At 53.5% G+C, this 24,517-nt stretch carries 25 protein-coding genes, 1 rRNA gene and 1 pseudogene; 12 read left to right on the top strand and 15 right to left on the bottom strand.

All coding sequences use genetic code 11. From position 1 onward, the window contains the following. The first annotated feature begins 3 nt into the window (after positions 1-3). From fdxH to fdhE, 3 genes are read left to right on the top strand one after another with little or no spacing between them, the layout of a single operon-like run. Positions 4-909: a formate dehydrogenase subunit beta gene (gene fdxH, locus ENTHG_RS22130; RefSeq protein WP_044185309.1), complete on the top strand. Its 906-nt coding sequence runs from the start codon at positions 4-6 to the stop codon at positions 907-909. Further along, complete coding sequence (fdoI, locus tag ENTHG_RS22125) at positions 906-1,541, top strand: formate dehydrogenase cytochrome b556 subunit (protein ID WP_044185306.1); 636 nt, start codon at positions 906-908, stop codon at positions 1,539-1,541. The genes fdxH and fdoI overlap by 4 nt, the downstream gene beginning before the upstream one ends. Then, positions 1,538-2,467, top strand: coding sequence for a formate dehydrogenase accessory protein FdhE (gene fdhE / locus ENTHG_RS22120; protein ID WP_044185303.1), 930 nt, complete (start codon positions 1,538-1,540; stop codon positions 2,465-2,467). The genes fdoI and fdhE overlap by 4 nt, the downstream gene beginning before the upstream one ends. 37 nt (positions 2,468-2,504) lie before the next feature. On the opposite strand, the gene ENTHG_RS22115 is transcribed toward fdhE, so the two are convergent. Both ENTHG_RS22115 and ENTHG_RS22110 read right to left on the bottom strand, forming a co-directional pair. Then, the gene (locus tag ENTHG_RS22115; protein ID WP_044185556.1) at positions 2,505-2,879 is read right to left on the bottom strand and encodes a type II toxin-antitoxin system VapC family toxin; all 375 of its coding nucleotides are present in this window, start codon (positions 2,877-2,879) and stop codon (positions 2,505-2,507) included. Beyond that, positions 2,879-3,121, bottom strand: a complete 243-nt coding sequence (locus ENTHG_RS22110; RefSeq protein WP_044185300.1) for a ribbon-helix-helix domain-containing protein — start codon at positions 3,119-3,121, stop codon at positions 2,879-2,881. The genes ENTHG_RS22115 and ENTHG_RS22110 overlap by 1 nt, the downstream gene beginning before the upstream one ends. 218 nt (positions 3,122-3,339) lie before the next feature. Here ENTHG_RS22110 and ENTHG_RS26185 point away from each other — a divergent pair. Further along, positions 3,340-3,511 (top strand): annotated as a pseudogene (locus ENTHG_RS26185) (alpha/beta hydrolase fold domain-containing protein); the annotation flags it as partial. Positions 3,512-3,585: 74 nt separating this feature from the next. On the opposite strand, the gene fabY reads toward ENTHG_RS26185, so the two are convergent. The 5 genes from fabY to typA all read right to left on the bottom strand — a co-directional run bounded on the left by fabY (position 3,586) and on the right by typA (position 8,553). After that, entirely contained in the window at positions 3,586-4,527 is a 942-nt protein-coding gene (gene fabY / locus ENTHG_RS22105) for a fatty acid biosynthesis protein FabY (protein ID WP_044185297.1), read from the bottom strand. Between the two features lie 44 nt (positions 4,528-4,571). Beyond that, positions 4,572-5,009, bottom strand: a complete 438-nt coding sequence (dtd, locus tag ENTHG_RS22100; RefSeq protein WP_044185293.1) for a D-aminoacyl-tRNA deacylase — start codon at positions 5,007-5,009, stop codon at positions 4,572-4,574. Then, the gene (locus ENTHG_RS22095) at positions 5,006-5,866 is read right to left on the bottom strand and encodes a virulence factor BrkB family protein (RefSeq protein ID WP_044185287.1); all 861 of its coding nucleotides are present in this window, start codon (positions 5,864-5,866) and stop codon (positions 5,006-5,008) included. The genes dtd and ENTHG_RS22095 overlap by 4 nt, the downstream gene beginning before the upstream one ends. Continuing rightward, positions 5,860-6,459 (bottom strand): glucose-1-phosphatase, encoded by a 600-nt coding sequence (gene yihX, locus ENTHG_RS22090; RefSeq protein WP_044185284.1) that lies wholly within the window; start codon positions 6,457-6,459, stop codon positions 5,860-5,862. Before yihX ends, ENTHG_RS22095 begins: the two co-directional genes overlap by 7 nt. A 270-nt stretch (positions 6,460-6,729) precedes the next feature. Next, positions 6,730-8,553 carry a ribosome-dependent GTPase TypA gene (gene typA / locus ENTHG_RS22085; protein WP_044185281.1) on the bottom strand — a complete coding sequence of 608 codons (1,824 nt, stop codon included), beginning with the start codon at positions 8,551-8,553 and terminating at the stop codon, positions 6,730-6,732. A gap of 378 nt (positions 8,554-8,931) precedes the next feature. Here typA and glnA point away from each other — a divergent pair, with 378 nt between their 5' ends. The 4 genes from glnA (at position 8,932) to ENTHG_RS25200 (ending at position 13,293) form a co-directional block, all read left to right on the top strand. Then, positions 8,932-10,341 carry a glutamate--ammonia ligase gene (gene glnA / locus ENTHG_RS22075; protein WP_044185278.1) on the top strand — a complete coding sequence of 470 codons (1,410 nt, stop codon included), beginning with the start codon at positions 8,932-8,934 and terminating at the stop codon, positions 10,339-10,341. Between the two features lie 263 nt (positions 10,342-10,604). Then, the gene (glnL, locus tag ENTHG_RS22070) at positions 10,605-11,654 is read left to right on the top strand and encodes a nitrogen regulation protein NR(II) (protein ID WP_044185275.1); all 1,050 of its coding nucleotides are present in this window, start codon (positions 10,605-10,607) and stop codon (positions 11,652-11,654) included. A gap of 8 nt (positions 11,655-11,662) precedes the next feature. Next, positions 11,663-13,072: a nitrogen regulation protein NR(I) gene (gene glnG / locus ENTHG_RS22065; protein WP_044185273.1), complete on the top strand. Its 1,410-nt coding sequence runs from the start codon at positions 11,663-11,665 to the stop codon at positions 13,070-13,072. 110 nt (positions 13,073-13,182) lie between these two features. Further along, positions 13,183-13,293 carry a YshB family small membrane protein gene (locus ENTHG_RS25200; protein WP_106403358.1) on the top strand — a complete coding sequence of 37 codons (111 nt, stop codon included), beginning with the start codon at positions 13,183-13,185 and terminating at the stop codon, positions 13,291-13,293. Positions 13,294-13,332: 39 nt separating this feature from the next. Here ENTHG_RS25200 and hemN read toward each other — a convergent pair whose 3' ends face one another. Then, positions 13,333-14,706: an oxygen-independent coproporphyrinogen III oxidase gene (hemN, locus tag ENTHG_RS22060; RefSeq protein WP_044185270.1), complete on the bottom strand. Its 1,374-nt coding sequence runs from the start codon at positions 14,704-14,706 to the stop codon at positions 13,333-13,335. A gap of 185 nt (positions 14,707-14,891) precedes the next feature. Next, the gene (yihI, locus tag ENTHG_RS22055) at positions 14,892-15,404 is read right to left on the bottom strand and encodes a Der GTPase-activating protein YihI (protein ID WP_044185267.1); all 513 of its coding nucleotides are present in this window, start codon (positions 15,402-15,404) and stop codon (positions 14,892-14,894) included. A 571-nt stretch (positions 15,405-15,975) separates the two neighbouring features. Here yihI and yihA point away from each other — a divergent pair. Beyond that, a complete protein-coding gene (yihA, locus tag ENTHG_RS22050) occupies positions 15,976-16,608 on the top strand; it encodes a ribosome biogenesis GTP-binding protein YihA/YsxC (protein WP_044185550.1) in 633 nt (210 codons plus the stop codon). An 83-nt stretch (positions 16,609-16,691) separates the two neighbouring features. Here the strand turns inward: yihA and spfP are convergent, their stop codons facing one another. Together spfP and polA are read right to left on the bottom strand one after the other, a co-directional pair. Next, the gene (gene spfP / locus ENTHG_RS26550; protein WP_071892919.1) at positions 16,692-16,739 is read right to left on the bottom strand and encodes a small protein SpfP; all 48 of its coding nucleotides are present in this window, start codon (positions 16,737-16,739) and stop codon (positions 16,692-16,694) included. Positions 16,740-16,904: 165 nt separating this feature from the next. Next, positions 16,905-19,682 (bottom strand): DNA polymerase I, encoded by a 2,778-nt coding sequence (polA, locus tag ENTHG_RS22045; RefSeq protein WP_044185265.1) that lies wholly within the window; start codon positions 19,680-19,682, stop codon positions 16,905-16,907. A gap of 419 nt (positions 19,683-20,101) precedes the next feature. Between polA and yihG the strand changes: the two genes are divergently transcribed. After that, positions 20,102-21,010, top strand: coding sequence for a 1-acylglycerol-3-phosphate O-acyltransferase, YihG family (gene yihG / locus ENTHG_RS22040; protein WP_044185262.1), 909 nt, complete (start codon positions 20,102-20,104; stop codon positions 21,008-21,010). A gap of 14 nt (positions 21,011-21,024) precedes the next feature. Here yihG and dsbA read toward each other — a convergent pair whose 3' ends face one another. From dsbA to ENTHG_RS22025, 3 genes are all read right to left on the bottom strand, one after another. Next, positions 21,025-21,648, bottom strand: a complete 624-nt coding sequence (dsbA, locus tag ENTHG_RS22035) for a thiol:disulfide interchange protein DsbA (RefSeq protein WP_044185259.1) — start codon at positions 21,646-21,648, stop codon at positions 21,025-21,027. A 27-nt stretch (positions 21,649-21,675) separates the two neighbouring features. Then, positions 21,676-22,662, bottom strand: coding sequence for a serine/threonine protein kinase (locus tag ENTHG_RS22030; RefSeq protein WP_044185546.1), 987 nt, complete (start codon positions 22,660-22,662; stop codon positions 21,676-21,678). Positions 22,663-22,736: 74 nt separating this feature from the next. Further along, positions 22,737-23,006 carry a YihD family protein gene (locus ENTHG_RS22025; RefSeq protein ID WP_044185256.1) on the bottom strand — a complete coding sequence of 90 codons (270 nt, stop codon included), beginning with the start codon at positions 23,004-23,006 and terminating at the stop codon, positions 22,737-22,739. Between the two features lie 69 nt (positions 23,007-23,075). Here ENTHG_RS22025 and mobA point away from each other — a divergent pair, with 69 nt between their 5' ends. Continuing rightward, positions 23,076-23,660, top strand: a complete 585-nt coding sequence (gene mobA / locus ENTHG_RS22020; RefSeq protein ID WP_071825926.1) for a molybdenum cofactor guanylyltransferase MobA — start codon at positions 23,076-23,078, stop codon at positions 23,658-23,660. After that, complete coding sequence (mobB, locus tag ENTHG_RS22015) at positions 23,657-24,172, top strand: molybdopterin-guanine dinucleotide biosynthesis protein MobB (RefSeq protein WP_044185251.1); 516 nt, start codon at positions 23,657-23,659, stop codon at positions 24,170-24,172. Before mobA ends, mobB begins: the two co-directional genes overlap by 4 nt. Before the next feature lie 77 nt (positions 24,173-24,249). On the opposite strand, the gene rrf is transcribed toward mobB, so the two are convergent. Then, positions 24,250-24,365, bottom strand: a 5S ribosomal RNA gene (rrf, locus tag ENTHG_RS22010). Positions 24,366-24,517: the final 152 nt, after the last annotated feature.

The following is a 24,517-nucleotide window of genomic DNA, read 5'->3' as shown; positions in this document are numbered from 1 at the left end:
ATCATGGCTTATCAATCGCAAGATATTATCCGTCGTTCCGCGACTAACGGCTTCACTCCCGCGCCTCAGGCGCGGGATCACCAGCAAGAGGTGGCGAAGCTTATCGATGTCACCACCTGTATTGGCTGTAAAGCCTGTCAGGTGGCCTGCTCTGAATGGAACGACATTCGTGATGAAGTGGGTCACAACGTCGGGGTGTACGACAACCCCGCCGATCTGACCGCCAAATCCTGGACGGTAATGCGCTTCTCGGAAGTAGAGCAGAACGACAAACTGGAGTGGCTTATCCGTAAGGATGGCTGTATGCACTGCGCCGATCCGGGCTGCCTTAAGGCGTGCCCGGCAGAAGGGGCTATCATTCAGTATGCCAACGGTATCGTCGACTTCCAGTCGGAGCAGTGCATCGGCTGCGGCTACTGCATTGCTGGCTGCCCGTTCGATGTCCCGCGACTCAACCCGGAAGACAACCGCGTCTATAAATGTACGCTCTGTGTCGACCGCGTGACCGTGGGCCAGGAACCGGCCTGCGTGAAGACTTGCCCGACCGGCGCTATCCATTTTGGCTCCAAAGAGGATATGAAAGTGCTGGCAGGCGAGCGCGTGGCCGAACTGAAAACCCGTGGTTACGACAACGCGGGCCTGTACGATCCGGCCGGGGTCGGCGGCACGCACGTGATGTACGTGCTGCACCACGCCGACAAGCCGAATCTCTATCATGGCCTGCCAGAAAACCCGGAAATCAGCGAAACGGTGAAGTTCTGGAAAGGGATCTGGAAACCGCTGGCGGCAGTGGGCTTTGCGGCCACTTTCGCAGCCAGCATTTTCCACTACGTTGGCGTAGGCCCGAACCGTGCAGAGGAAGGCGACGAAGACAATCTGCATGAAGACAAAGACGAGGTGCGCAAATGAGAAGACGTGACACCATCGTGCGCTACACGGCGCCGGAACGTATCAACCACTGGGTTACCGCCTTCTGCTTCGTGCTGGCGGCGGTGAGCGGGCTGGGCTTTTTCTTCCCCTCCTTCAACTGGCTGATGCATATTCTGGGCACGCCGCAGCTGGCGCGTATTCTGCATCCGTTTGTCGGGGTGGTGATGTTCGCCTCGTTCATCATCATGTTCTTCCGTTACTGGCACCATAACCTGATCAACCGGGACGATATTTTCTGGGCGAAAAACATTCGCAAGATTGTCGTCAACGAAGAGGTGGGCGACACCGGGCGTTATAACTTCGGCCAGAAGTGCGTCTTCTGGGCGGCGATTATTCTGCTGGTGCTGCTGCTGGTAAGCGGCGTGATCATGTGGCGTCCTTACTTCGCTCCGGCCTTCTCTATTCCGGTCATTCGTCTGGCGATAATGCTGCATTCATTTGCCGCCGTTGGACTCATTGTGGTTATCATGGTGCATATTTACGCTGCCATCTGGGTAAAAGGCACAATAACCGCTATGGTGGAAGGATGGGTGACCAGAACGTGGGCGAAGAGACACCACCCGCGCTGGTACCGTGAAGTCCGCCAGAAAGAGGAAAAAACCACGGAATGAGTATTCGCATAATCCCGCAAGATGAGCTGGAGAAGAGCGAGAAACGCACGGCGGAAGTCATTCCGCCGTTATTATTCCCCAGGCTGAAAAATCTCTACAACCGCCGGGCGGAACGCCTGCGTGAACTGGCAGAGAATAACCCGCTGGGCGATTATCTGCGCTTTGCCGCGCTGATCGCCCACGCTCAGGAGGTGGTGCTGTACGACCACCCGCTTGAAATGGACCTGACCGGGCGTATCAAAGAGGCCGCCGCGCAGGGCAAGCCGCCGCTGGATATCCATGTTCTGCCGCGCGACAGGCACTGGCACAAGCTGCTGCACTCCCTCATCGCTGAGCTAAAACCGGAGATGAGCGGCCCGGCGCTGGCGGTGATCGAGAACCTGGAAAAAGCCTCGGAGCAGGAGCTGGAAGCGATGGCGAGCGCGCTGTTTGCCGCCGATTTTGGCTCAGTCAGTAGCGACAAAGCTCCGTTCATCTGGGCCGCGCTGTCGCTCTACTGGTCGCAGATGGCAAGCCTTATTCCTGGCAAAGCACGCGCAGAGTACGGCGAGCAGCGCCAGTTCTGCCCGGTGTGCGGCTCGATGCCTGTTTCCAGCATGGTGCATATCGGCACCACTCAGGGGCTGCGCTACCTGCACTGTAACCTGTGTGAAACCGAGTGGCACGTGGTGCGCATTAAGTGCAGCAACTGCGAACAGACGCGCGATCTGCATTACTGGTCGCTAGATAACGAGCAGGCGGCCATTAAAGCGGAAAGCTGCGGCGACTGCGGCACCTACCTCAAGATTCTGTACCAGGAAAAAGATCCCAATGTGGAGCCTGTGGCAGACGATCTGGCCTCGCTGGTGCTGGATGCGCGTATGGAGCAGGAGGGCTTTGCCCGCAGTTCCATCAACCCGTTCCTGTTTCCGGGCGAAGGGGAGTAGCGTCTTTTATAATCACCGGGCAGCCCGACTGCCCGGTTTATAGCGTATAGGGCATCACGACCTCAGGTATGCCTGCAAAATCTTTGGTATTGCGCGTCACCAGTGTAAGGCGATGAATTTGCGCCGTTGCCAGAATAATTGCGTCTGGCAGTTTCATGCCATATTTCTGGCGCAGGCTAACGCTCCTCTCGGCGATTTCTCCCGAAATATCAATCACCTTAAACGCGCCTAACGCAATACGGGTTGGGTACTCCTGCTGGTACCTTTTCGCCCCCACCATGACTTCCATCCAGGTAATCAGGCTAATGGCATTCTGCGATGGCCAGGCTTCCAGCGCCTGCTTTGCTTCACTGCGCCCGCGAAACAGGTCAATTAAAATATTGGTGTCGAAAAGCGCCAATCCCTGCATTATTACCACTCCTCACGCAGCGTCCTTTCGTACTCTAAACCATCCTCTTCACACCCCTGCCAGAGCCCCAGCGCATTTATCATCGCCGTTTCAGACTGCTTTTCCAGGTACTGCTCAATCGCTTCACGCAGGAGTTCCGCGCGGGGAAGGTTGCGCTGCTGCTTAAGCTCGTCCAGCCGCTGGATAGCCTCATCTGGTAAGTCGAGTAAGATCCTGCCCATCTCCATGCCCGCCATCGTCATCATATATACCTCCAGTATATCATTGGCGTTTGTGTTCAAAAACCATACGCCATAACCTGACGAAACAAAAGGCTTACACCGGGTTACATCGGCTTTTGCGAAGCGCTTTCCATAAATTTATTTATGGCTAAATCATCCCTTCTCATCCGCTACAACCCAGGCTATAACCCTGTACATCCATACAGAGCGGAGCAACATTATGGCACTGAAAAAAGGTGTGGCACGGCTACGTGAGCCTACTGTGGCGGGACGATTTGGGTGGGCTGCCGTCGGTACATATCATTACCGCCGAATACAATCCGCTCTGGACGAAGGCGAAGCGCTGTATCAATGATGACAGAACAGAGGGGAGTTCACCTGCAGCGCTATCCTGGGGTAATTCACGGGTACTATACGGATTACGGTGAACGGATAATCCGTATACTGCGCCAGCTTATGAACCCGTATGCGCAAGTGGGGTAGAACCGCTACTCCTCTTCGTTCCCGCCCTCTTCATACGAGCCAAAGGGTTTTGCTGGCAGGACGATGAAAATGCCCTCGAACAGCGCACCCGGCTTTTCATCGCCGAACAGCTCAACCTGTAACTGAACACGCGCTTTTTTACCCCGTGCCAGCCTGTCGAGATCGCCGCTCAGCGAGCCTAAATCGGCAACGGCGCTGGGTTTACCGCTAATGGGTCTGCTGTAACGGATGTGCGCATCGGCAAGGATAATCGTGCCGCCCAGGTGGCGCTCGCGCAACATCAGCCAGATTAGCCCCCAGCCTGTCAGGGTCGCCAGGGAAAAGAGGCTGCCGGCAAACAGCGTATGGTGCGGATTCTGGTTGCCCGCTTCCGGCATAGTGGTAATAAATTTTTGCCCGGTGTACTGCTGAATGCGCACGCCCATCTTCTCGCTAAGAGGGATATGCTGATACCACGCCTGCTGCAGCTGCCCACACCAGTCGCCGCGATGGAGGATGTCGTCCAGGGTGGCGACGGGTTTGATCATCAGGAAATGGCGCACCGGCGTAGTCTGCGGCGCGGTTATCTCGCCTTCATTGATAAACCCCAGCTTGGCGAAAAACTCCACCGCGTCTTCTCTGGCGCTGCATGTCACCCGTTTTACCCCTTCCTGGCGCGCGACGGACTCCAGCGTCATCGCCATGAGCGTGCCCAGCCCTTTATCCTGAACGGAAGGGTGTACCGCCATAAAGCGGATCGACGCTTCATTATCGGCGTTGATATACAGCCGCCCCACCGCCACCAGGTTTCCCTCTTCATCCACCACCATCTGGTGATGCGCCATCGCATCCCAGGCGTCGCGTTCTGAACCTTTCGGCTGGTGCAACGGTTTACGCAGCATCTCCCAGCGGAAGTGATAATACTGTTCCAGTTCTTCTTCTGTCTGCGGTACACGAAGGTGATACATAGCCGTATTCTCTCTTGTTACCCGGGGCCACTCTGCCAGTTCGCTCATACTTGCAACCAGAACGTTACGGGGCCGTCATTGACCAGCGACACCTGCATATCAGCAGCGAATCGCCCGGTTTGTGTCTCAATTTGCTGGCTGCGGCAACGCGCCACAAAATAGTCGTACAGCGCTTCGGCTTTATCCGGCGCCGCGCCGCAAGAAAAGCCGGGGCGCATGCCGCGGCTGGTATCCGCCGCCAGCGTAAATTGGGACACCACCAGCACGCTGCCGCCCGCCTGCTGTACGTTAAGGTTCATCTTGCCGTCGGCGTCGCTAAAAATGCGATACCCCAGCACACGCTCGCAGAGGCGGTTCGCTTTCTGCTCGTCATCATCCCTTTCGACACCTAACAACACCAAAAGTCCCGGACCGATTTCACCCGTCACTTCACCCGCCACGGTAACGCGGCTCTGGGTTACACGTTGAATCAATGCAATCATGGTTGGTCTTCTTGTTCTTCTCTGAGTCTGCGGTATTCACCGAGAGTGACAGTTATTTCCGCGCCAAGCAAGACGATACACCAGGTCCAGTAGACCCACAGGAACAGAATGGGGATGACAGAAAGCACGCCATAAATCAGCTGATAAGAAGGAAATGTGGTGATGTAAAGGGCAAACCCTTTTTTCCCCGCCTCAAACAGCAGGGCGGCGACAAAAGCACCGACTATCGCGTCACGGTTAGGGACGCGCGTCGTTGGCACGATACTGTATAACAACCAAAAAGAGAGCCAGGAGAGGATTAGCGGAAAGATACGCAGTACATCATCAATCACGCTATTCAGTTCGCTGGCCCATTGCAGCGACAGCAGGTATGAGCTTATCGCCATGCTCGCCCCTGCAAGCAGCGGGCCAAGCGTCAGAATCATCCAGTAAACGGCAAAAGAGTAGACGCGCGGCCGCACGCGGGTGCTGCGCCAGATAGCGTTGAGGGCGCTGTCGATGGAGTACATCAGCAGCAGCGAGGTCACGACCAGGCCACACGCCCCTACTGCGGTCATCTTGCTGGAATTAGCAACGAACTGCTCGATATAGCGCTGAATGACGTCGCCGGTGGTGGGAATAAAATTGGCGAACACAAAATGCCGTAGCTGAATGCTCACTTCCGAAAACATAGGAAAGGCGGCGAACAGGGCGAATATAACCGCAATTAGCGGCACCAGCGAAAGCAAAGAGACATAGGCAAGGTTGCCCGCCAGCGTGGTCATATTGTCTTCATCAATACGCTGCCAGAGCAATTTCAGCCACGCCAGGAGCGACCTGGCATGGTGTTTCGCTTTATGGTGAAAACATTTCAGCATAGCTGTTTCGCAAAGTAGTCAGGCACGGTATTTTTACCCGTCACCAGGATCGAGGTAATCCCTGCCTGGTTAGCTCCTTCTATATTATCGGCGTTATCGTCAAAAAAGACCGCGTCATCGGCGGAGTATCCTTCCAGCTCCAGCACGCGCTGATAGATACGCGCCTCGGGCTTGCGCATGCCCATCTCCTGCGAAAGATAAATATGGTCGGCGGCGGCGCGGATTTCCGGATACCGATCCGGCCAGAAGGTGGTATGCAGGCGGTTGGTATTGGAGAGAACGACTACCCGATGCCCCTGCTCTCTTAGCCGCTGCATAATCTCAATTACCTCTTTACGCAGCGAGACAAAGACCGCCTGCCAGCCTGCGGAGAATTGCTCAAAACTCAGCGGCAGCGCCATCTCTTCACACAATGCTTTGGCAAAGTCCTCATCGCTGATCTCGCCCCGCTCGTGCAGATGAAACGGCTCGCCCATCGTGAAGCTTTGCTTAAGCGTCGCCAGCGGCACGCGGCTGAAATCGCTCCATGCACCCAGCACGCGGTTAAAGTCAATATCGACAATGACATTACCTAAATCAAAGATATAGAGCATCTTTCTCTCCTCGCATTCCGTGGAAAGTTAACTGTAGCGGGAAAGTAAGGTGTTGAATAGTTCGTCCGCTCATGCGGGCGAAAGGGATCTCAATAAAAACATATCCTGAAAGCAGTGATATCTGGCGACGCACTACACTCACAGAGAAAAAGAGGCTAGAACGGTTGATAGTAGAGGGTATGAGCTAATGCCCTCAGCCACAGGCAAAAAAAAGCCGCTGATATCAGCGGCTTTTTCACAACCGGGCGGGCCCGGTCTTATTAACCCGTATTACTCTTCTTTCGCACCGCGCATAGCACGTTTACGATCGTTTTCCGTCAGGTGACGTTTACGAATACGAATAGACTGCGGCGTCACTTCAACCAGTTCGTCGTCATCAATAAACTCCAGAGCCTGCTCCAGGGTCATCTTGATCGGCGGAACCAGGACCGTTGCTTCGTCCGTACCGGACGCACGCATGTTGGTCAGTTTCTTACCGGTCAGGCAGTTTACCGTCAGGTCGTTAGAACGGCTGTGAATACCGATAATCTGGCCTTCGTATACTTCCGCACCGTGGCCCAGGAACAGCTTACCGCGGTCCTGCAGGCCGAACAGCGCAAACGCAACTGCTTTACCCTGACCGTTGGAGATCAGTACGCCATTGTTACGCTGGCCCACTTCGCCCGGACGAACGTCGTCATAGTGGCTGAAGGTGGAGTACAGCAGACCGGTACCGGAGGTCATGGTCATGAACTCGGAACGGAAGCCAATCAGGCCACGGCTTGGGATCACGTAGTCGAGACGTACGCGGCCTTTGCCGTCCGGATTCATGTTTTTCAGGTCGCCTTTACGCTCGCCCAGCGCCTGCATCACAGAACCCTGATGCTGCTCTTCAACGTCCAGCGTCACGTTTTCGAACGGCTCTTGTTTACGGCCATCGATTTCACGGAAGATTACTTTCGGACGGGAAACCGCCATTTCGAAACCTTCACGACGCATGTTCTCGATAAGAACGGACAGGTGCAGTTCACCACGGCCAGAAACGCGGAACGCGTCTGCGTCTTCGGTCTCTTCAACACGCAGCGCAACGTTGTGCACCAGCTCTTTGTTCAGGCGGTCAAGGATCTGACGAGAGGTAACGTATTTACCCTCTTTACCACAGAACGGCGAGGTGTTGACGTTGAAGAACATGGTTACGGTCGGTTCATCAACAGAGAGCGCCGGCAGCGCTTCAACCGCCTGCGGATCGCAGATGGTGTCGGAGATGTTCAGCTCGCCCAGACCGGTAATCGCGATGATATCGCCCGCTTCCGCCAGGTCGCTGTCGATACGCTCCAGGCCCAGATGAGTCAGTACTTTACCGACTTTACCGTTACGGGTTTTGCCTTCGCTGTCGATAAGGGTAACCTGCTGGTTCGGCTTAACTTTACCGCGTTTGATGCGGCCGATACCGATAACGCCAACATAGTTGTTGTAGTCCAGCTGGGAAATCTGCATCTGGAACGGACCGTCAAGGTCAACGTCCGGAGCCGGTACGTGGTCGACAATCGCCTGGTACAGCGGGGTCATGTCTTCCGCCATATCTTCGTGATCCAGACCGGCGATACCGTTCAGCGCGGATGCATAAATGATCGGGAAGTCCAACTGCTCGTCAGTGGCGTCGAGGTTAACGAACAGGTCGAATACCTGATCGACAACCCAGTCCGGGCGCGCGCCGGGACGGTCGACTTTGTTGATAACCACGATCGGTTTCAGGCCATGGGCAAAGGCTTTTTTGGTCACGAAGCGCGTTTGCGGCATCGGGCCGTCAAAAGCATCAACCACCAGCAGCACAGAGTCTACCATGGACATGACACGCTCAACTTCACCCCCGAAGTCGGCGTGCCCTGGGGTATCAACGATGTTGATACGGTAATCATTCCATTTGATGGCGGTGTTTTTCGCGAGGATGGTAATCCCACGCTCTTTCTCCAAATCGTTGGAGTCCATCACGCGCTCTTGAGTTTCGGCACGCGCATCGAACGTACCGGATTGCTGCAGCAGCTTATCAACCAGGGTAGTTTTACCATGGTCAACGTGCGCGATGATGGCGATGTTACGCAAATTTTCGATCACAACTTTGCCTCAGGCATTAGAAATAGCGCGTTATTGTACACGGATTAATCGCACTACAAAACAGGATCACAAACATCCCCTGCAAACAAGTGCTGCAGGGTTGCTTTGTGATCGCTTTCACGGAGCGGAACAGAGCGCACCTAACGGAAATTGCACCAATTTAGTGCTTAATTTTTACGCTTACGCACTAAATTGGTGCACAATAACCATCATGGTGCAGCTCTTTTGCACTATGGCGCGCATGATAGCGCCTTTTGCAGGGCATTTGAAAGTTGGCATAGATTTCGCTTTATCTTTTTTACGGCAACCAAGCCAGTCCAACACAAAATTTGCAGACCTCGTTACCACGACGACAATGACCAATCTGGAGAGTTAAGTATGTCCGCTGAACACGTTTTGACGATGCTGAATGAGCATGAAGTGAAGTTTGTTGACCTGCGCTTCACCGATACCAAAGGTAAAGAACAGCACGTCACAATTCCTGCTCACCAGGTAAATGCCGAATTCTTTGAAGAAGGCAAAATGTTTGACGGCTCCTCGATTGGCGGCTGGAAAGGTATCAACGAATCTGACATGGTCCTGATGCCGGATGCCTCCACTGCGGTCATTGACCCGTTCTATGAAGAATCCACGCTGATCATCCGCTGCGATATCCTCGAACCAGGCACGCTGCAGGGCTACGATCGCGACCCGCGCTCCATCGCCAAACGCGCTGAAGAATACCTGCGCTCCACCGGCATTGCCGACACCGTCCTGTTCGGGCCAGAGCCGGAGTTCTTCCTGTTTGACGACATCCGTTTCGGCGCTTCTATTTCCGGTTCCCACGTCGCCATCGACGATATCGAAGGCGCATGGAACTCCTCTACCAAATACGAAGGCGGTAACAAAGGCCACCGTCCTGGCGTAAAAGGCGGTTATTTCCCGGTTCCGCCGGTCGATTCAGCGCAGGACATCCGTTCCACCATGTGTCTGGTGATGGAAGAGATGGGTCTGGTTGTTGAAGCGCACCACCACGAAGTGGCAACCGCAGGTCAGAACGAAGTGGCAACCCGCTTCAACACCATGACCAAAAAAGCGGACGAAATTCAGATCTACAAATACGTCGTGCATAACGTCGCTCACCGTTTCGGTAAAACCGCGACCTTTATGCCGAAACCAATGTTCGGCGACAACGGCTCCGGCATGCACTGCCATATGTCCCTGTCCAAAAACGGCGTAAACCTGTTCTCTGGCGACAAGTATGCGGGTCTGTCCGAGCAGGCGCTGTACTACATTGGCGGCGTAATTAAACACGCTAAAGCAATCAACGCCCTGTCTAACCCGACGACCAACTCTTATAAGCGTCTGGTCCCGGGTTACGAAGCGCCGGTTATGCTGGCCTACTCTGCACGTAACCGTTCTGCGTCCATTCGTATTCCGGTTGTTGCTTCTCCGAAAGCGCGTCGTATCGAAGTGCGCTTCCCGGACCCGGCTGCTAACCCGTACCTGTGCTTCGCCGCGCTGCTGATGGCGGGTCTTGACGGTATCAAGAATAAGATCCACCCGGGCGAAGCGATGGACAAAAACCTGTACGACCTGCCGGCTGAAGAAGCAAAAGAGATCCCGCAGGTTGCCGGTTCTCTGGAAGAAGCTCTGCAGGCGCTCGACGCAGACCGTGAGTTCCTGACTGCGGGCGGCGTATTCACTGACGACGCTATCGATGCGTACATCGCACTGCGCACCGAAGAAAACGACCGCGTACGCATGACACCGCACCCGGTAGAGTTCGAGCTGTACTACAGCGTTTAATAATTTAAAGTCCGATGGATTTTGTGTCGCAGCAAGGCGGCAACCGAAGGAATCCCGATGAGCTTAGTGAACTTAGTGATTCGGGTGACTGAGGGTAGCCAACACCGCTGCGGCGCGAAAGACATCAGGAGTTTTGTTGCCGTGGAAACTTTCAGCCCATCTTCGATGGGCTTTTTTCTCCAACAACATCATGAACTGCGAACGTTTTTTAAGATAAAACGCTATAATGCACTAAAATGGTGCACTCTTTGGGAGACTGCTGGATGGCGAGTGGCTCGTTGCCCGATGCTGGGCAGATCCTCAATTCTTTAATCAACAGCATATTGCTGGTTGATGATGAGCTGGCGGTGCATTATGCCAACCCGGCGGCGCAACAGCTTCTGGCGCAGAGTTCCCGCAAATTATTCGGTACGCCGCTGCCGGAACTACTGAGCTACTTTTCCCTGAACATTGTCCTGATGCGTGAAAGCCTCAACGCAGGACAGGGTTTTACCGACAACGAGGTCACGCTCGTTATCGATGGTCGATCGCACATTCTCTCTTTAACGGCGCAGCGGCTGCCGGAAGGGCTGATTTTGCTGGAGATGGCACCAATGGATAATCAGCGGCGCCTTAGCCAGGAACAGCTACAGCATGCCCAGCAGGTGGCGGCACGCGACCTGGTACGCGGCCTGGCCCATGAAATTAAAAACCCGCTCGGCGGATTACGCGGCGCGGCACAGCTGCTAAGTAAAGCGCTGCCCGATCCTTCACTTATGGAATACACCAAAGTGATTATCGAGCAGGCCGACCGGCTGCGCAATCTGGTGGACAGGCTACTGGGGCCGCAGCAGCCCGGTATGCACGTTACCGAAAGCATCCATAAAGTCGCCGAACGCGTGGTTAAGCTGGTATCGATGGAGCTGCCCGATAACGTCAGCCTGGTACGCGATTATGACCCCAGCCTGCCGGAATTACCGCACGATCCCGACCAGATAGAACAGGTTTTACTGAATATCGTGCGCAATGCCCTTCAGGCGCTTGGGCCGCAGGGCGGCGAGATTATCCTGCGTACCCGCACCGCGTTTCAGCTTACGCTGCACGGCACGCGCTACCGCCTGGCGGCACGAATTGATGTTGAAGATAACGGGCCGGGGATCCCTTCGCATCTGCAGGATACGCTCTTTTACCCCATGGTCAGCGGACGCGAAGGCGGAACGGGCCTGGGCTTATCCATTGCCCGCAGTTTGATTGACCAACACTCCGGCAAAATTGAATTCACCAGCTGGCCAGGCCATACCGAGTTCTCGGTGTTCCTGCCTATTCGGAAATAGAGGTGTTTATGCAACGAGGGATAGCCTGGATCGTTGATGACGATAGCTCCATCCGTTGGGTGCTTGAACGCGCGCTCACCGGGGCAGGCATGAGCTGTACAACATTTGAAAGCGCCAGTGACGTGCTTGACGCGCTCACCACCAAAACGCCGGACGTACTCCTTTCAGATATCCGGATGCCCGGCATGGACGGGCTGGCCTTGTTAAAACAGATTAAACAACGCCACCCCATGCTCCCGGTCATCATAATGACCGCCCACTCCGATCTGGACGCAGCGGTAAGCGCCTATCAGCAAGGGGCATTTGATTACCTGCCAAAACCTTTCGATATCGACGAAGCCGTCGCGCTGGTTGAGCGGGCTATCAGCCATTATCAGGAGCAACAGCAGCCGCGTAATGTCCAGGTTAGCGGGCCAACGACGGATATCATCGGCGAAGCGCCTGCCATGCAGGACGTGTTTCGCATCATTGGCCGTCTCTCCCGCTCTTCTATTAGCGTGCTGATTAACGGCGAATCGGGGACCGGTAAAGAGCTGGTAGCTCATGCTTTACACCGCCATAGCCCCCGCGTTAAAGCGCCCTTTATTGCCCTGAACATGGCGGCGATACCCAAAGATTTGATTGAGTCCGAACTGTTTGGCCACGAAAAAGGGGCGTTCACCGGCGCTAACACCATACGTCAGGGGCGTTTTGAACAGGCTGATGGCGGTACGCTGTTTCTGGATGAGATCGGCGATATGCCGCTGGATGTGCAGACCCGCTTACTGCGCGTGCTGGCGGACGGCCAGTTTTATCGCGTTGGCGGCTACGCCCCGGTGAAGGTCGATGTGCGGATTATCGCCGCGACTCACCAGAACCTGGAGCTACGCGTGCAGGAAGGCAAATTCCGTGAGGACCTTTTCCACCGCCTGAACGTGATTCGTGTACATCTGCCGCCGCTGCGCGAACGCCGGGAAGATATTCCGCGGCTGGCCCGCCACTTTCTGCAGGTCGCCGCGCGCGAGCTGGGCGTGGAAGCCAAGCTGCTGCACCCGGAAACCGAAGCGGCGCTAACCCGGCTGGCATGGCCGGGCAACGTGCGTCAGCTGGAAAACACCTGCCGCTGGCTTACGGTGATGGCCGCAGGGCAGGAAGTGCTGATTCAGGATCTGCCTGGAGAGCTGTTTGAAACAACCGCGCCCGAGAGCCCGTCGCAAACAATGCCTGACAGCTGGGCGACGTTGCTGGCTCAATGGGCCGACCGTGCGCTGCGATCCGGTCATCAAAACCTGCTTTCCGAGGCGCAGCCAGAGATGGAGCGGACGCTGTTAACCACGGCGCTCAGGCACACTCAGGGGCATAAGCAGGAGGCTGCGCGCCTGCTCGGCTGGGGCCGCAACACCCTGACGCGTAAGCTGAAAGAGCTGGGTATGGAGTAAGCGCAGCGCGCTGTGTAAAGATTGAGCGATAAGCGCAAATTGCTGCAATTTTGCGCTTTACTGTTCCGATGAGTTCAGTATGATCCTGCTCGTTCACGGGGGAAGCCATCATGCTGGAATCATTAATCAATCTGCTATCAAGCGGCGCTGTCGACAGCCACACACCGCAAACGGCCGTCGCCGCTGTGCTGTGTGCCGCGCTGGTCGGGCTGTTTAGTTAGCGCGCTTTTCCCGGCGGCCTGGTGCCGCCGGGAAGAGGCTTAAATAACCCGCGAGAATTGCTGCATACGCGCTTTCTGGCGCAGATATGCATCGAAGCACATGCAGATGTTACGAATCAACAGGCGGCCTTTTGCCGTCACCTGGATCCCCTTCTCATTAACATCCACCAGCCCATCTTTGGCCAGCGGCGACAGCAGCTGCAGATCTTCGGCAAAATAATCGGCAAAGTTTAACGACCACGGTTGTTCTATCGCCGCGTATTCAAGGCGGAAGTTACAGATAAGCGACTTTATGACATCCCGACGAATACAGTCATCACGGGTCAGAGCAATACCGCGCCATAACGCGTTCCCACGTTCATCGACCTGCTGATAGTACTGCTTAAGATCTTTTTGGTTCTGCGCGTAGCTATCGCCAAGCATACTGATAGCCGAAACGCCCAGCCCCAGCAGGTCGGTATCGCCCTGGGTGGTATACCCCTGGAAGTTGCGATGCAGCACGCCGTGACGCTGGGCTACCGCCAGTTCGTCATCCGGGCGGGCAAAGTGATCCATGCCGATAAACTGATAGCCTGCCATAGTCAGCGAGTGAATAGTTTGCTGCAAAATATCCAGCTTCTGCTGCGCGGAAGGCAGGTCGGCATCTTTGATTTTGCGTTGCGCGGCAAAGAGCGTCGGCAGGTGCGCGTAGTTAAACACGCTCAGCCGGTCAGGGTTCAACTCCGCCACCCGTTCCAGGGTATAAGCGAAACTGTCCGGCGTCTGTTTTGGCAGGCCGTAAATCAGGTCGATATTGGTAGAGGTGAAACCTATATCGCGGGCATGGTTGAGCAGGGCAAAGATAAACGCTTCATCCTGTTCACGGTTAACCAGCCGCTGGACCTCTTTATTGAAGTCCTGTACGCCCATACTCAGCCGGTTAAAGCCTTCGGCGCGTAAATGATCGAGAACATCCAGTTCGATTTCCCGGGGATCGACTTCAATAGAGATCTCCGCGTTGGTTTCGAAGTGGAAGTGGTCACGCAACAATCCCATCAGGCGGCTGATTTGCGCTTTATTAAGATAGGTGGGCGTACCGCCGCCCCAGTGCAGTTGACTTACCCGCCGGTCGGAAAAGAGCGGCGCGCGATGCAAAATCTCCTGCTCCAGCGCATCAAGATACTGATCGGCTTTATGCTGCTGACGGGTAACAATTTTATTGCAGCCGCAGAAATAACAGAGTTTATGGCAAAATGGGATGTGCACGTACAGCGATAACGGGCGGCCAGGGTAGCGCGCAACGGCATTGCGGAAATCTTCTTCGCCATAGCTGGCGGAAAACTCCAGCGCGGTGGGATAGGACGTATAACGCGGCCCGGAATAGTTATATTTCTGGATAAGGGCCAGATCCCAGTCAATGCGCTGCTCAGACATGCTCACTCCTTCCGATAACGCCGCCGGCGGATCCGGCGGCCTGGCCCGCCCGCATTTCGGGTCATGAGCCGGTTGCGCAGCCAGGCTTTGCGCCGCGACAACCGCTGTAGTTTAACGAATAACCACGCCAGATAACATATAACCGGAAGGGTTATAAGCAGGACCGTCAGCCCCATAGCAAAGTGTTAGTTGCCGCCTTTCAGCAGACGCATCATATCTTCCTTGCCCTCTTCCTCTTCTTCTTCGTCATCATCATAAGAGAGGCCAAGCTGCTGCATCAGCTCATCAATACGGTCCAGCTTCGCGTCAACCCAGCTCTGCTCTTCGGCAGTCAGGGTTTCGCCCTCTTCAAGACGTTCCAGCAGCGCGTCCAGGCGCTCATCGTTCTCCAGCATCTCCAGTTCAGCCTGCGGTGAAAGCATAGGTTTCTCGCTCTTGGGTTTGTGCTGCTTTTTAGGCTGGGCCTCTGTCGCGCCCAGCGGGATCGGTTTTTTACTGCCGATACGTGGATCGGCCTGCTGAGTACGCTTCCCTGAGCCCGAGCCTTCACCCGCACCACTTGCGCGGCTGCCCGGCGCATTGCCACGATGCTTTTTATCGCGCTTACGGTCACGCGACTCCTGATTGAGTTCTTCACGGGTTTTGCGGCGCGCTTTTCCAGCACTGTTACCGCGCGGAGTAGTAGAAGGTTTTTTCATGATGCTCAGCTTTGATGTTTTTAATCAGTATAGAATTGCGGCGGAATCTAGCAGAAAGCAAGCAAAGAAAAAAGGCGACAGTGTAAACTGTCGCCTTTTTTTCTGACCCTCAACCCTCAATGGGCATCACATTCCGTGTTTGCTGGTAACGAACCCTGTTTTATCCCTTAGCATTCAACGTTCCCTGTAGGATCCTTTTCCTTTTCAGACTGCCATCCTGACAGTTTCCTGACCTTCGCCTCCTGGCGCTCCGGGTCCCTTATCCTTAAGTTCTTATCCTGTTGGCTCCCCTGCCCTGACGCTTACTTTACCGACTTCATTTAATCATACAAGCGACTAATGACCACTTTGAAGTAATTTCAGAAAATTCCTCATATATAACCGGCTGTTTTCATTGATTTTACCATTTTAATACCCTGCAATTATTCTGAAAGTTCGCATAAGACCTATGGCAAATATCTCACAAGCAGCATGGTTATTATCTACATCATAGAGACGCGGCGAGAAAAACAGCCTTTTAAGCGGGTTCAGGTATAATCCCCCCATGCCTGAGATTATGGAGACGACCATTTTGACTAACTGGAACTATCAACAGACGCACTTTGTCACCAGCGCGCCTGATATTCGCCACTTACCCGCCGATACCGGTATTGAAGTGGCTTTTGCCGGCCGCTCCAACGCAGGTAAGTCCAGCGCGCTGAATACGCTGACTAACCAGAAGAACCTTGCCCGCACCTCAAAAACGCCGGGACGCACCCAGCTGATTAACCTGTTTGAAGTCGCTGAGGGTAAGCGTCTGGTTGACCTGCCGGGCTACGGCTATGCCGAAGTACCGGAAGAGATGAAGCGTAAATGGCAACGCGCGTTAGGTGAATACCTTGAAAAACGTCAGTGCCTGCAGGGGCTGGTTGTGCTGATGGACATTCGCCATCCGCTTAAAGATCTCGATCAGCAGATGATTGAATGGGCGGTTGAGAGCAATATTCAGGTACTGGTGCTGCTGACAAAAGCCGATAAGCTCGCCAGCGGCGCGCGTAAAGCGCAGCTGAATATGGTGCGGGAAGCGGTGCTTGCGTTTAATGGCGAGGTACAGGTAGAAGCGTTTTCGTCTTTGAAAAAACAGGGCGTGGACAAACTGCGGGAGAAACTCGATAGCTGGTTCAGCGACCTGCCCCCTGCCGTTGAAGGTTCGCCGGAGGCGTAATGGCGTGCGCGCGGCTCAGTCCGCGCCTCTCTTTCGCGCAATAAAAAACGCCCCAGTCATTACTGACTGGGGCGGCTAAATATTCAGCCAAATCCGATTACGTGAAGTAAAAGGTCTGAAAGATAGAACATCTTACCTCTGTACCCTACGCGTTTAACTCTACTCTCTTTTCAGAATCAGACAAAGTATTTTTTGTAATTTTTTTTCAACCTTTACATAGGGAATTCTAATACCTGTCACAAAAGAGAGCGGTTATGTTGCTTAGTTACAGGAAATGCACCTTGTCCAGCCAGAACTTAGTGCGCCTGATCCCAGTTTTGCCCGCTACCCACCTCCACCAGCAGCGGTACATCCAGACGCGTGCTGCTTTCCATCAGTTCATGGATTTTTTTCGACACGGCTTCCACATCGTCCTTATGAACCTCAAAAACCAGTTCATCGTGAACCTGCATGATCATTTTGACCCGTGGTTTTTCCGTCTGTAACCATTCGTCGACGGCAATCATTGCACGCTTAATGATATCGGCCGCGGTGCCCTGCATCGGCGCGTTGATGGCGGCACGTTCCGAACCCGCGCGGCGCGCTGCATTGCTGGACTTAATATCTGGCAAATAAAGACGTCGCCCTTCCAGCGTTTCAACGTAGCCCTGCTCCTTTGCCTGAGCGCGAGTTCGCTCCATATACTCCAGCACGCCCGGATAGCGCTCAAAGTAGAGGTCCATATATCTCTGGGACTCTTTACGGGGGATATTGAGCTGGCGAGATAACCCAAACGCGCTCATGCCGTAAATCAGGCCGAAGTTGATCGCTTTAGCGCTGCGGCGCTGTTCATTCGAAACGCTTTCCAGCGGCAGGCCGAAGACTTCGGCAGCCGTCGCCCGGTGGATGTCTTTTCCTTCGGCAAACGCTGAGAGCAGCCCTTTATCACGCGACAGATGCGCCATGATACGCAGTTCGATTTGCGAATAGTCCGCTGAAACGATGACATAATCTTTCGGCGCGACAAAAGCCTGCCTGATCCGGCGCCCCTCTTCGTTACGTACCGGAATATTTTGCAGGTTCGGATCGGTGGACGATAAACGTCCGGTCGCCGTCACTGCCTGATGATAAGAGGTATGCACGCGCCCGGTTTTGGCATTAATCATCAGCGGCAGTTTATCGGTATAGGTCGATTTGAGCTTCGCCAGCCCGCGATGCTCAAGGATAACCTTCGGCAAGGGGTAATCCAGCGCCAGCTCTTCCAGCACCTCTTCAGAGGTGGACGGCGCGCCGCCCGGCGTTTTTTTCAGCGGCTTGATACCCTGCTTTTCAAACAGAATGGTCTGAAGCTGCTTCGTGGACGACAGATTAAAGGGCTCGCCTGCTATCTCATGCGCCTTTTTCTCCAGCTCCGCCAGACGCAGCGTGATCTCTTCGGAGTGCTTGTGCAACACTGCCGGATCGATATTAACGCCGTTGCGCTCAATGCGTGACAGCACAGGCACCAGCGGCATTTCGATATTCTGGAAGATGTTAAGCGGCCCGGCGAGTTTTTGCAGTTCCGGCCACATTTTCAGGTGCAGCTGCAGCGTAACGTCAGCGTCTTCCGCCGCATAACGGCCAGCTTCTTCCAGCGCAATCTGGTTAAAGGTCAGCTGGTTTTTGCCTTTCCCGGCGATCTCTTCAAAGGTGATGGTTTTATGTTTCAGCCAGCGTTCGGAAAGGCTGTCCATATCATGACGGCCCGCTACGCTGTCCAGGATATAGGACTCCAGCATCGTGTCGAAGGCGATGCCGCGCAGTTCAATATCGTAATTCTGTAAAATGCCGCGATCGTACTTCAGGTTCTGGCCAACCTTGAGCAGCTTCTCGTCCTCAAGCAGCGGCTTAAGCAGCTCCAGAGCGCGGGTACGGGCGATCTGCGGCGGCGCATCCAGATAATCATGCGCGACAGGAACATAGGCGGCGACGCCCGGCTCGATAGCAAAGGAGAGCCCGACCAGATTTGCATTGATATTATCAAGGCTGTCCGTTTCGGTATCGAAAGCAAAAACCGGCGCTTTTTTGAGCTTCGCAATCCACTCATTAAGCACCGTTTCATCCAGGATGGTCACGTAATTCTCAAACGACAGGGCAATGCCCGGCGCTTCAGCTTCAACCTCGATAGTCTCCTGAGGTTTTGCGGCCGCTTTACCTTTCGCCTGCAGCCATTTCCCCGCTTCTACATCGGCGGTCCAGCGTTTGAATTCATACTTCTTAAACAGGCCAAGCAGCGTCTCAGCTGCTGGCTGCTGTACGGTGAGCTGCTCGCAGGTCAAATCCAACGCTACATCCGTTTTGATGGTCGCCAGCTGGTAGGAAAGATAGGCCACTTCTCTGTTCTGCTCCAGCTTCGCCGCCATTGTTTTGGCGCCGCGGAAGGAGAGCTCTGCTATTTTTTCCGGCGCGGCGTAAAGCGCATCCAGGCCGCCAAGCCCTTGCAGCAGCGCCTGCGCCGTTTTTTCGCCCACGCCAGGCACCCCTGGAATGTTGTCCGAAGAGTCGCCCATCAGCGCAAGAAAATCGATAATCAATTCGGGCGGCACGCCATACTTATTCGCCACCTCTTCCGGCCCAAGAATGGTGTTGGTCATGGTGTTGATAAGGGTAATATGCGGCGTTACCAGCTGCGCCATATCTTTATCACCGGTACTGATCAATACAGGACGGCCCGCTTTTTCCGCTTCACGAGCCAGCGTGCCGATCACGTCGTCGGCTTCCACGCCGGAAACAGCCAGCAGCGGCAGCCCCATGGCTTTCACCATTTCATGCAGCGGTTCGATCTGCGCGCGCAGATCGTCAGGCATTGGCGGGCGATGGGATTTATAGTGTTCAAACAGCTCGTCACGAAACGTTTTGCCCTTCGCGTCAAATACGACGGCGGCATGCGTTGGCTGGTACTGCAATATCAGGCTACGCAGCATATTCAGCACGCCATACATCGCACCGGTAGGTTCGCCTGCGCTATTCGTCAGCGGAGGAAACGCGTGGTACGCGCGGTAGAGATAGGATGAACCATCAACAAGGATAAGTGGGTTTTCTGGGATCTGAACCATAATGTCCGTGCCTGTCTATTAATTTATGGTTAAAGGATGCCACAGAAGGGCGAAAACATCAGTTTTTAGCCTGAATTACGGGAAAAGAATTCTCGATCCGTCGGATCGCTTTTCTGACGCACCTGTGGATAACTTTGTGAATTATTTCTCATTTCAGGGAATATTGTGCATATCCGCCGAGCCGGAAAATATCCTTTCCTTTTATTTTCAAATAGTTAATAAAATAAAAAAGATCCTTCTTGCTTTTTGTATGCTTTTTGTTCTATGTGGATATAAGAAAAGGAAAATTCTTTTCCGCGTCTGTCGCTCAATCATCCAGGGCAACCTTTCCTCATTCCTGCGGACGGTTTTCTGTTAGAATCGCCGCCTTATGCGTGCCTTGTCCGCATGTTTATATTAACTCTTTGAAAAAATTAATTATGTCGAGATTACTCGCTGTATGTACTCTCATCCTGAGCGTCATACTTACCATTCTGGTGACGATTGCCTGTTCAGTGCCAATCATTATCGCCGGTATTTTTAAACTGCTGTTGCCGATCCCTGTCCTGTGGCGCGCTATTTCAGCATTCTGTAATTTTATGATGTATTGCTGGTGTGAAGGTCTGGCCTGGCTGCTGCACCTTAATTCCCATTTACAGTGGGACGTTGAAGGGCTGGAAGGATTAAACAAAAAGAACTGGTATCTGCTTATCTGTAATCATCATAGCTGGGCGGATATTGTGGTGTTATGTGTCCTGCTGCGTAAGCATATCCCAATGAATAAGTATTTTCTTAAGCAGCAGCTGGCCTGGGTGCCCTTTATTGGTCTTGCCTGTTGGGCGCTGGATATGCCATTTATGCGCCGTTACTCCCGCAGCTATTTAATTCGCCATCCTGAACGCCGGGGTAAAGATGTTGAAACCACCCGCCGCTCCTGCGAGAAATTTCGTTTACACCCGACCACCATCGTCAATTTTGTTGAAGGTTCTCGGTTCACGAATGAGAAGCGGCTCCAGACCCGCTCTCCTTTCACCCATCTGCTCCCCCCTAAGGCAGCGGGTATTGCTATGACATTGGGCGTGCTTGGCGAGCAATTTGATAAATTGCTGGACGTCACCTTATGCTATCCGCAGAACGATCGGACACCGTTTTTCGATATGCTTAGCGGCAGGCTAACGCGTATTGTGGTTCGCGTTAATCTGCTGCCAGTGAATGATGAACTGCACGGGGATTATGTGAACGATAAGAACTTTAAGCGTAGCTTTCAGCAGTGGTTGAATAACCTCTGGCATGACAAGGACCAACAAATTGCCGCTATCAAAGCGGAATACAAAAAAGCCGGTCAGTGACCGGCTTTTTACTGTTATTTTTTCTCGACCAGATATCTGACCGTATCTGCATACTGCTGTACGAAGATATCCATGCTGCTGGTGTCCATACCCTGCATGTTCAACTGGTATTTACCGTTTACATACATGGCCGGAACACCCTGCAGTTGCATATCGGCAGCGGCTTTTTCCTGCTGAGCAACCAGTGATTTAACAACGAAGCTGTTCCAGGCGGCATCGTATTCCTCACCTTTCACACCCGCTTTAATAAAGACATCACGAATGTCAGCAACGGACTGAACGGTTTGCGTTTTCTGAACGGCTTCGAACATTGGCGCAGTAATTTTATCTTCTACGCCCAGCGCCATTGCTACAGCCCAGGCCTGCGTCATCTCTTTACCCAACGGGCCGAGGAACTCGACGTGGTATTTCGTCATTTTCGTCCCTTCGGGCAGCTTCTGTTTTACCGCATCAGGAATATGCCAGACATGTTCGAAATCATAGCAGTGCGGGCAGTAAAATGAGAAAAACTCAAGCACCTGCGGTTCACCCGCTACAGGCTTATCAAGGGTGATGTATTGTTTACCATCGGTGAACTGAGCCGCAGACGCGCTAAATGCCAGAATCATTCCTGCCAGCGCCAGCCAAATTTTCTTCATGGTTAAATCTCTCCAGGATGTATCACATTAATAAGTGGGCGTTAATTGTAGAGGCGGTTCTTGCAATATCTTAACCTGCCCAAGAAAAATTGATGTTTGCTCGCGCCAGAAATCCTCTCCGGTTAACCAGGGGAAGTTCCTTGGGAAAGCAGGATCGTCCCAACGACGAATTATCCACGCCAGATAATAGACCAGCCGCATAGCGCGTAGCGGTTCGATAAGACTGATTTCTGCCGTATCAAATTCGCAAAATTCTTCATAGGCTTCAATAATCATTTCAAGCTGCATACGCTGCTCGGCTTTATCGCCGTGGAGCAGCATCCATAAATCCTGAATAGCCGGGCCGGTACGCGCATCATCAAGATCGACAAAAAGCGGGCCATCACGCCAGAGAATATTGCCGGCGTGGCAATCGCCGTGTAAACGCAAATGAGTATAGCGGTTATGCCACTGCGCTATGACAGCTTCAGTAAGCTGGTCGACGGCGCGTAAGAACTCATCTTTAAGCGCCGAAGGGATGATGGCTGCCTGTTCAAAGATAGCACGAGGCTCTATCAGGTACTCTTTTACCCCAATATCCGGGCGATGAACAAAAGGCGCCTTTTTGCCCGTCTGATGCAAACGGCCCAGATAGCGCCCCACCCACTCCATCTGATCGAGGTTATCGGCCTCAAACTGCCGCCCTCCCACGCTAGGGAAGACGGCGTAGTAGAAGCCCTGATGGGTCAGTAAGGTCTGGTTATTAAAAGCTAACGGCGCAGCAACAGGCACTTCATCACCGACAAGCGCTAACGCAAAGTCATGTTCTTCCTGGATCTGGGCTGCAGACCAGCGCTCAGGACGATAAAACTTCACCACATAGCGGCGACGTTCTTCGTCCTGCAACTGATAAACGCGGTTCTCATAGCTGTTTAACGGGGTCAGACCGGAATCAACCCGGATACCCAATTCAAACAGCGCATCCATAATGGTATCAGGATGGAGCGTCTGGAAAGTAAAAGCGTTGTGGTTCATCCCATCATCCGCAAAAAAACGAATGATTGAGGATAACATTTCAGTGCACTTTCGGTGGCTTCGCTTACAAGCTTTTACTCTTTAATTACACCGCGAGCGCGTAACAAGGCGGTCTTAAAATCTTCTTCGTAGTCTTTCTGAATGCCGGGGATAGCTGCATCTTTAGCCGAGTCGCGCATTTTAAGATGATAGATCAGGATATCGTCGCTTAAATCTACGAGGTCGCCTTCATAGCCGGACTCTTGCGCCAGTTTCTGTAAGAATTGCATCAGGTTAAGTTCTGGCTCTTTCTGCCACGCTGGCTGGAGGAGTTCGATTACTTCATTAAGACGTTTACATTTCATGGTTCTGCTCCTTACTCTTGATACAGACACGTTAGCAGGGTCAATCCCACAATAAAAGAGGCGATATAGGTGGTTCGAAGTGATGAAGTAACAGGAGTAGTACTGGCCGGGGGTAAAGGCAGGAGAATGGGCGGCGCAGATAAAGGCTTGCTGAACCTGCAAGGGGAACCGCTGTGGCGGCACGTCGCCAGCAGGCTCAGGACGCAGCTCGGCAGAATCATCATCAGCGCTAACCGCCATCAGGAGATCTATCAGGCTAGCGGTATGAAAGTTATTACGGATTCGATGATCGATTATCCAGGGCCGTTAGCCGGTATGCTCGCTGTTTTTCAGCAGGATGAAGCGGAGTGGTTTCTCTTTTGCCCCTGCGATACCCCTTTTATTCCACAGAATCTCGTCGATCGTCTGAAAACCCAACGCAAAAACGCGCCAGCAGTATGGGTGCATGATGGCGAGCGGGATCATCCGACAATTGCCTTAATGCACCGCAGCGTACAGCCCGTACTGCAGGAATATTTACAATCCGGTGAGCGCCGCGTCATGGTTTTTCTACGCCTGATCGGCGGTCATGCTGTCGATTTTAGTGATTTTAAAGATGCGTTTGTGAATATTAATACACCCGAAGAGCTTGATCGCTGGGAGCAAAAACAATGATTCCGCTTCTTGCTATTGCGGCCTGGAGTGGGACGGGCAAAACCACATTGCTTAAGAAGCTGATTCCCGAATTACGCGTTCATGGTATTCGGCCCGGTTTAATCAAGCATACCCATCATGATATGGATGTTGATAAGCCGGGTAAGGACAGCTACGAGTTACGTAAAGCCGGAGCAGCGCAAACGCTGGTAGCAAGCCAGCAACGCTGGGCGTTAATGACGGAGACACCGGAACAGACAGAACTGGATTTAACGTATCTGGTAAGCAGAATGGACGCTTCCAGTCTGGATATTGTGCTGGTTGAGGGGTTTAAGCATGAAGCAGTAGCAAAAATTGTGCTGTTTCGGGAGGGATGTGGGCATAGCGTAGAAGAGCTTACCCTTGATGAGCATGTTATTGCCGTCGCCAGCGACATTTCAATCATTGCGAATGTCCCCGTTTTGGATATTAACGATATCCCGCAGATCGCAGCGTTTATTTTAAGCTGGCTGGACGGTAAGGCTGGCGAGTAAAGAATGTCATACAGGTATTAATATGCGTAGAAACGCAAAAAGCCCATCCGTCAGGATGGGCTTCTTACTTATTTGATGCCTGGCAGTTCCCTACTCTCGCATGGGGAAACCCCACACTACCATCGGCGCTACGGCGTTTCACTTCTGAGTTCGGCATGGGGTCAGGTGGGACCACCGCGCTGTTGCCGCCAGGCAAATTCTGTGCACGAAACGAATCTTTTCCACTGATGCTGCGTTGGCTGCGCTCGTAAAGTCAGTCACATACTCGTGTATGCTCCTTCCTTTCCTTCGGCTTGCCGCCTTGCCTCAGCGTAAAATCTTTCGTTTCCGCTAATCTGTATCTAA

It is taken from the genome of Phytobacter massiliensis JC163, assembly GCF_000321045.1.
GTDB lineage: Bacteria > Pseudomonadota > Gammaproteobacteria > Enterobacterales > Enterobacteriaceae > Phytobacter_A > Phytobacter_A massiliensis.
This window is presented reverse-complemented; position numbering and strand designations above follow the sequence as displayed.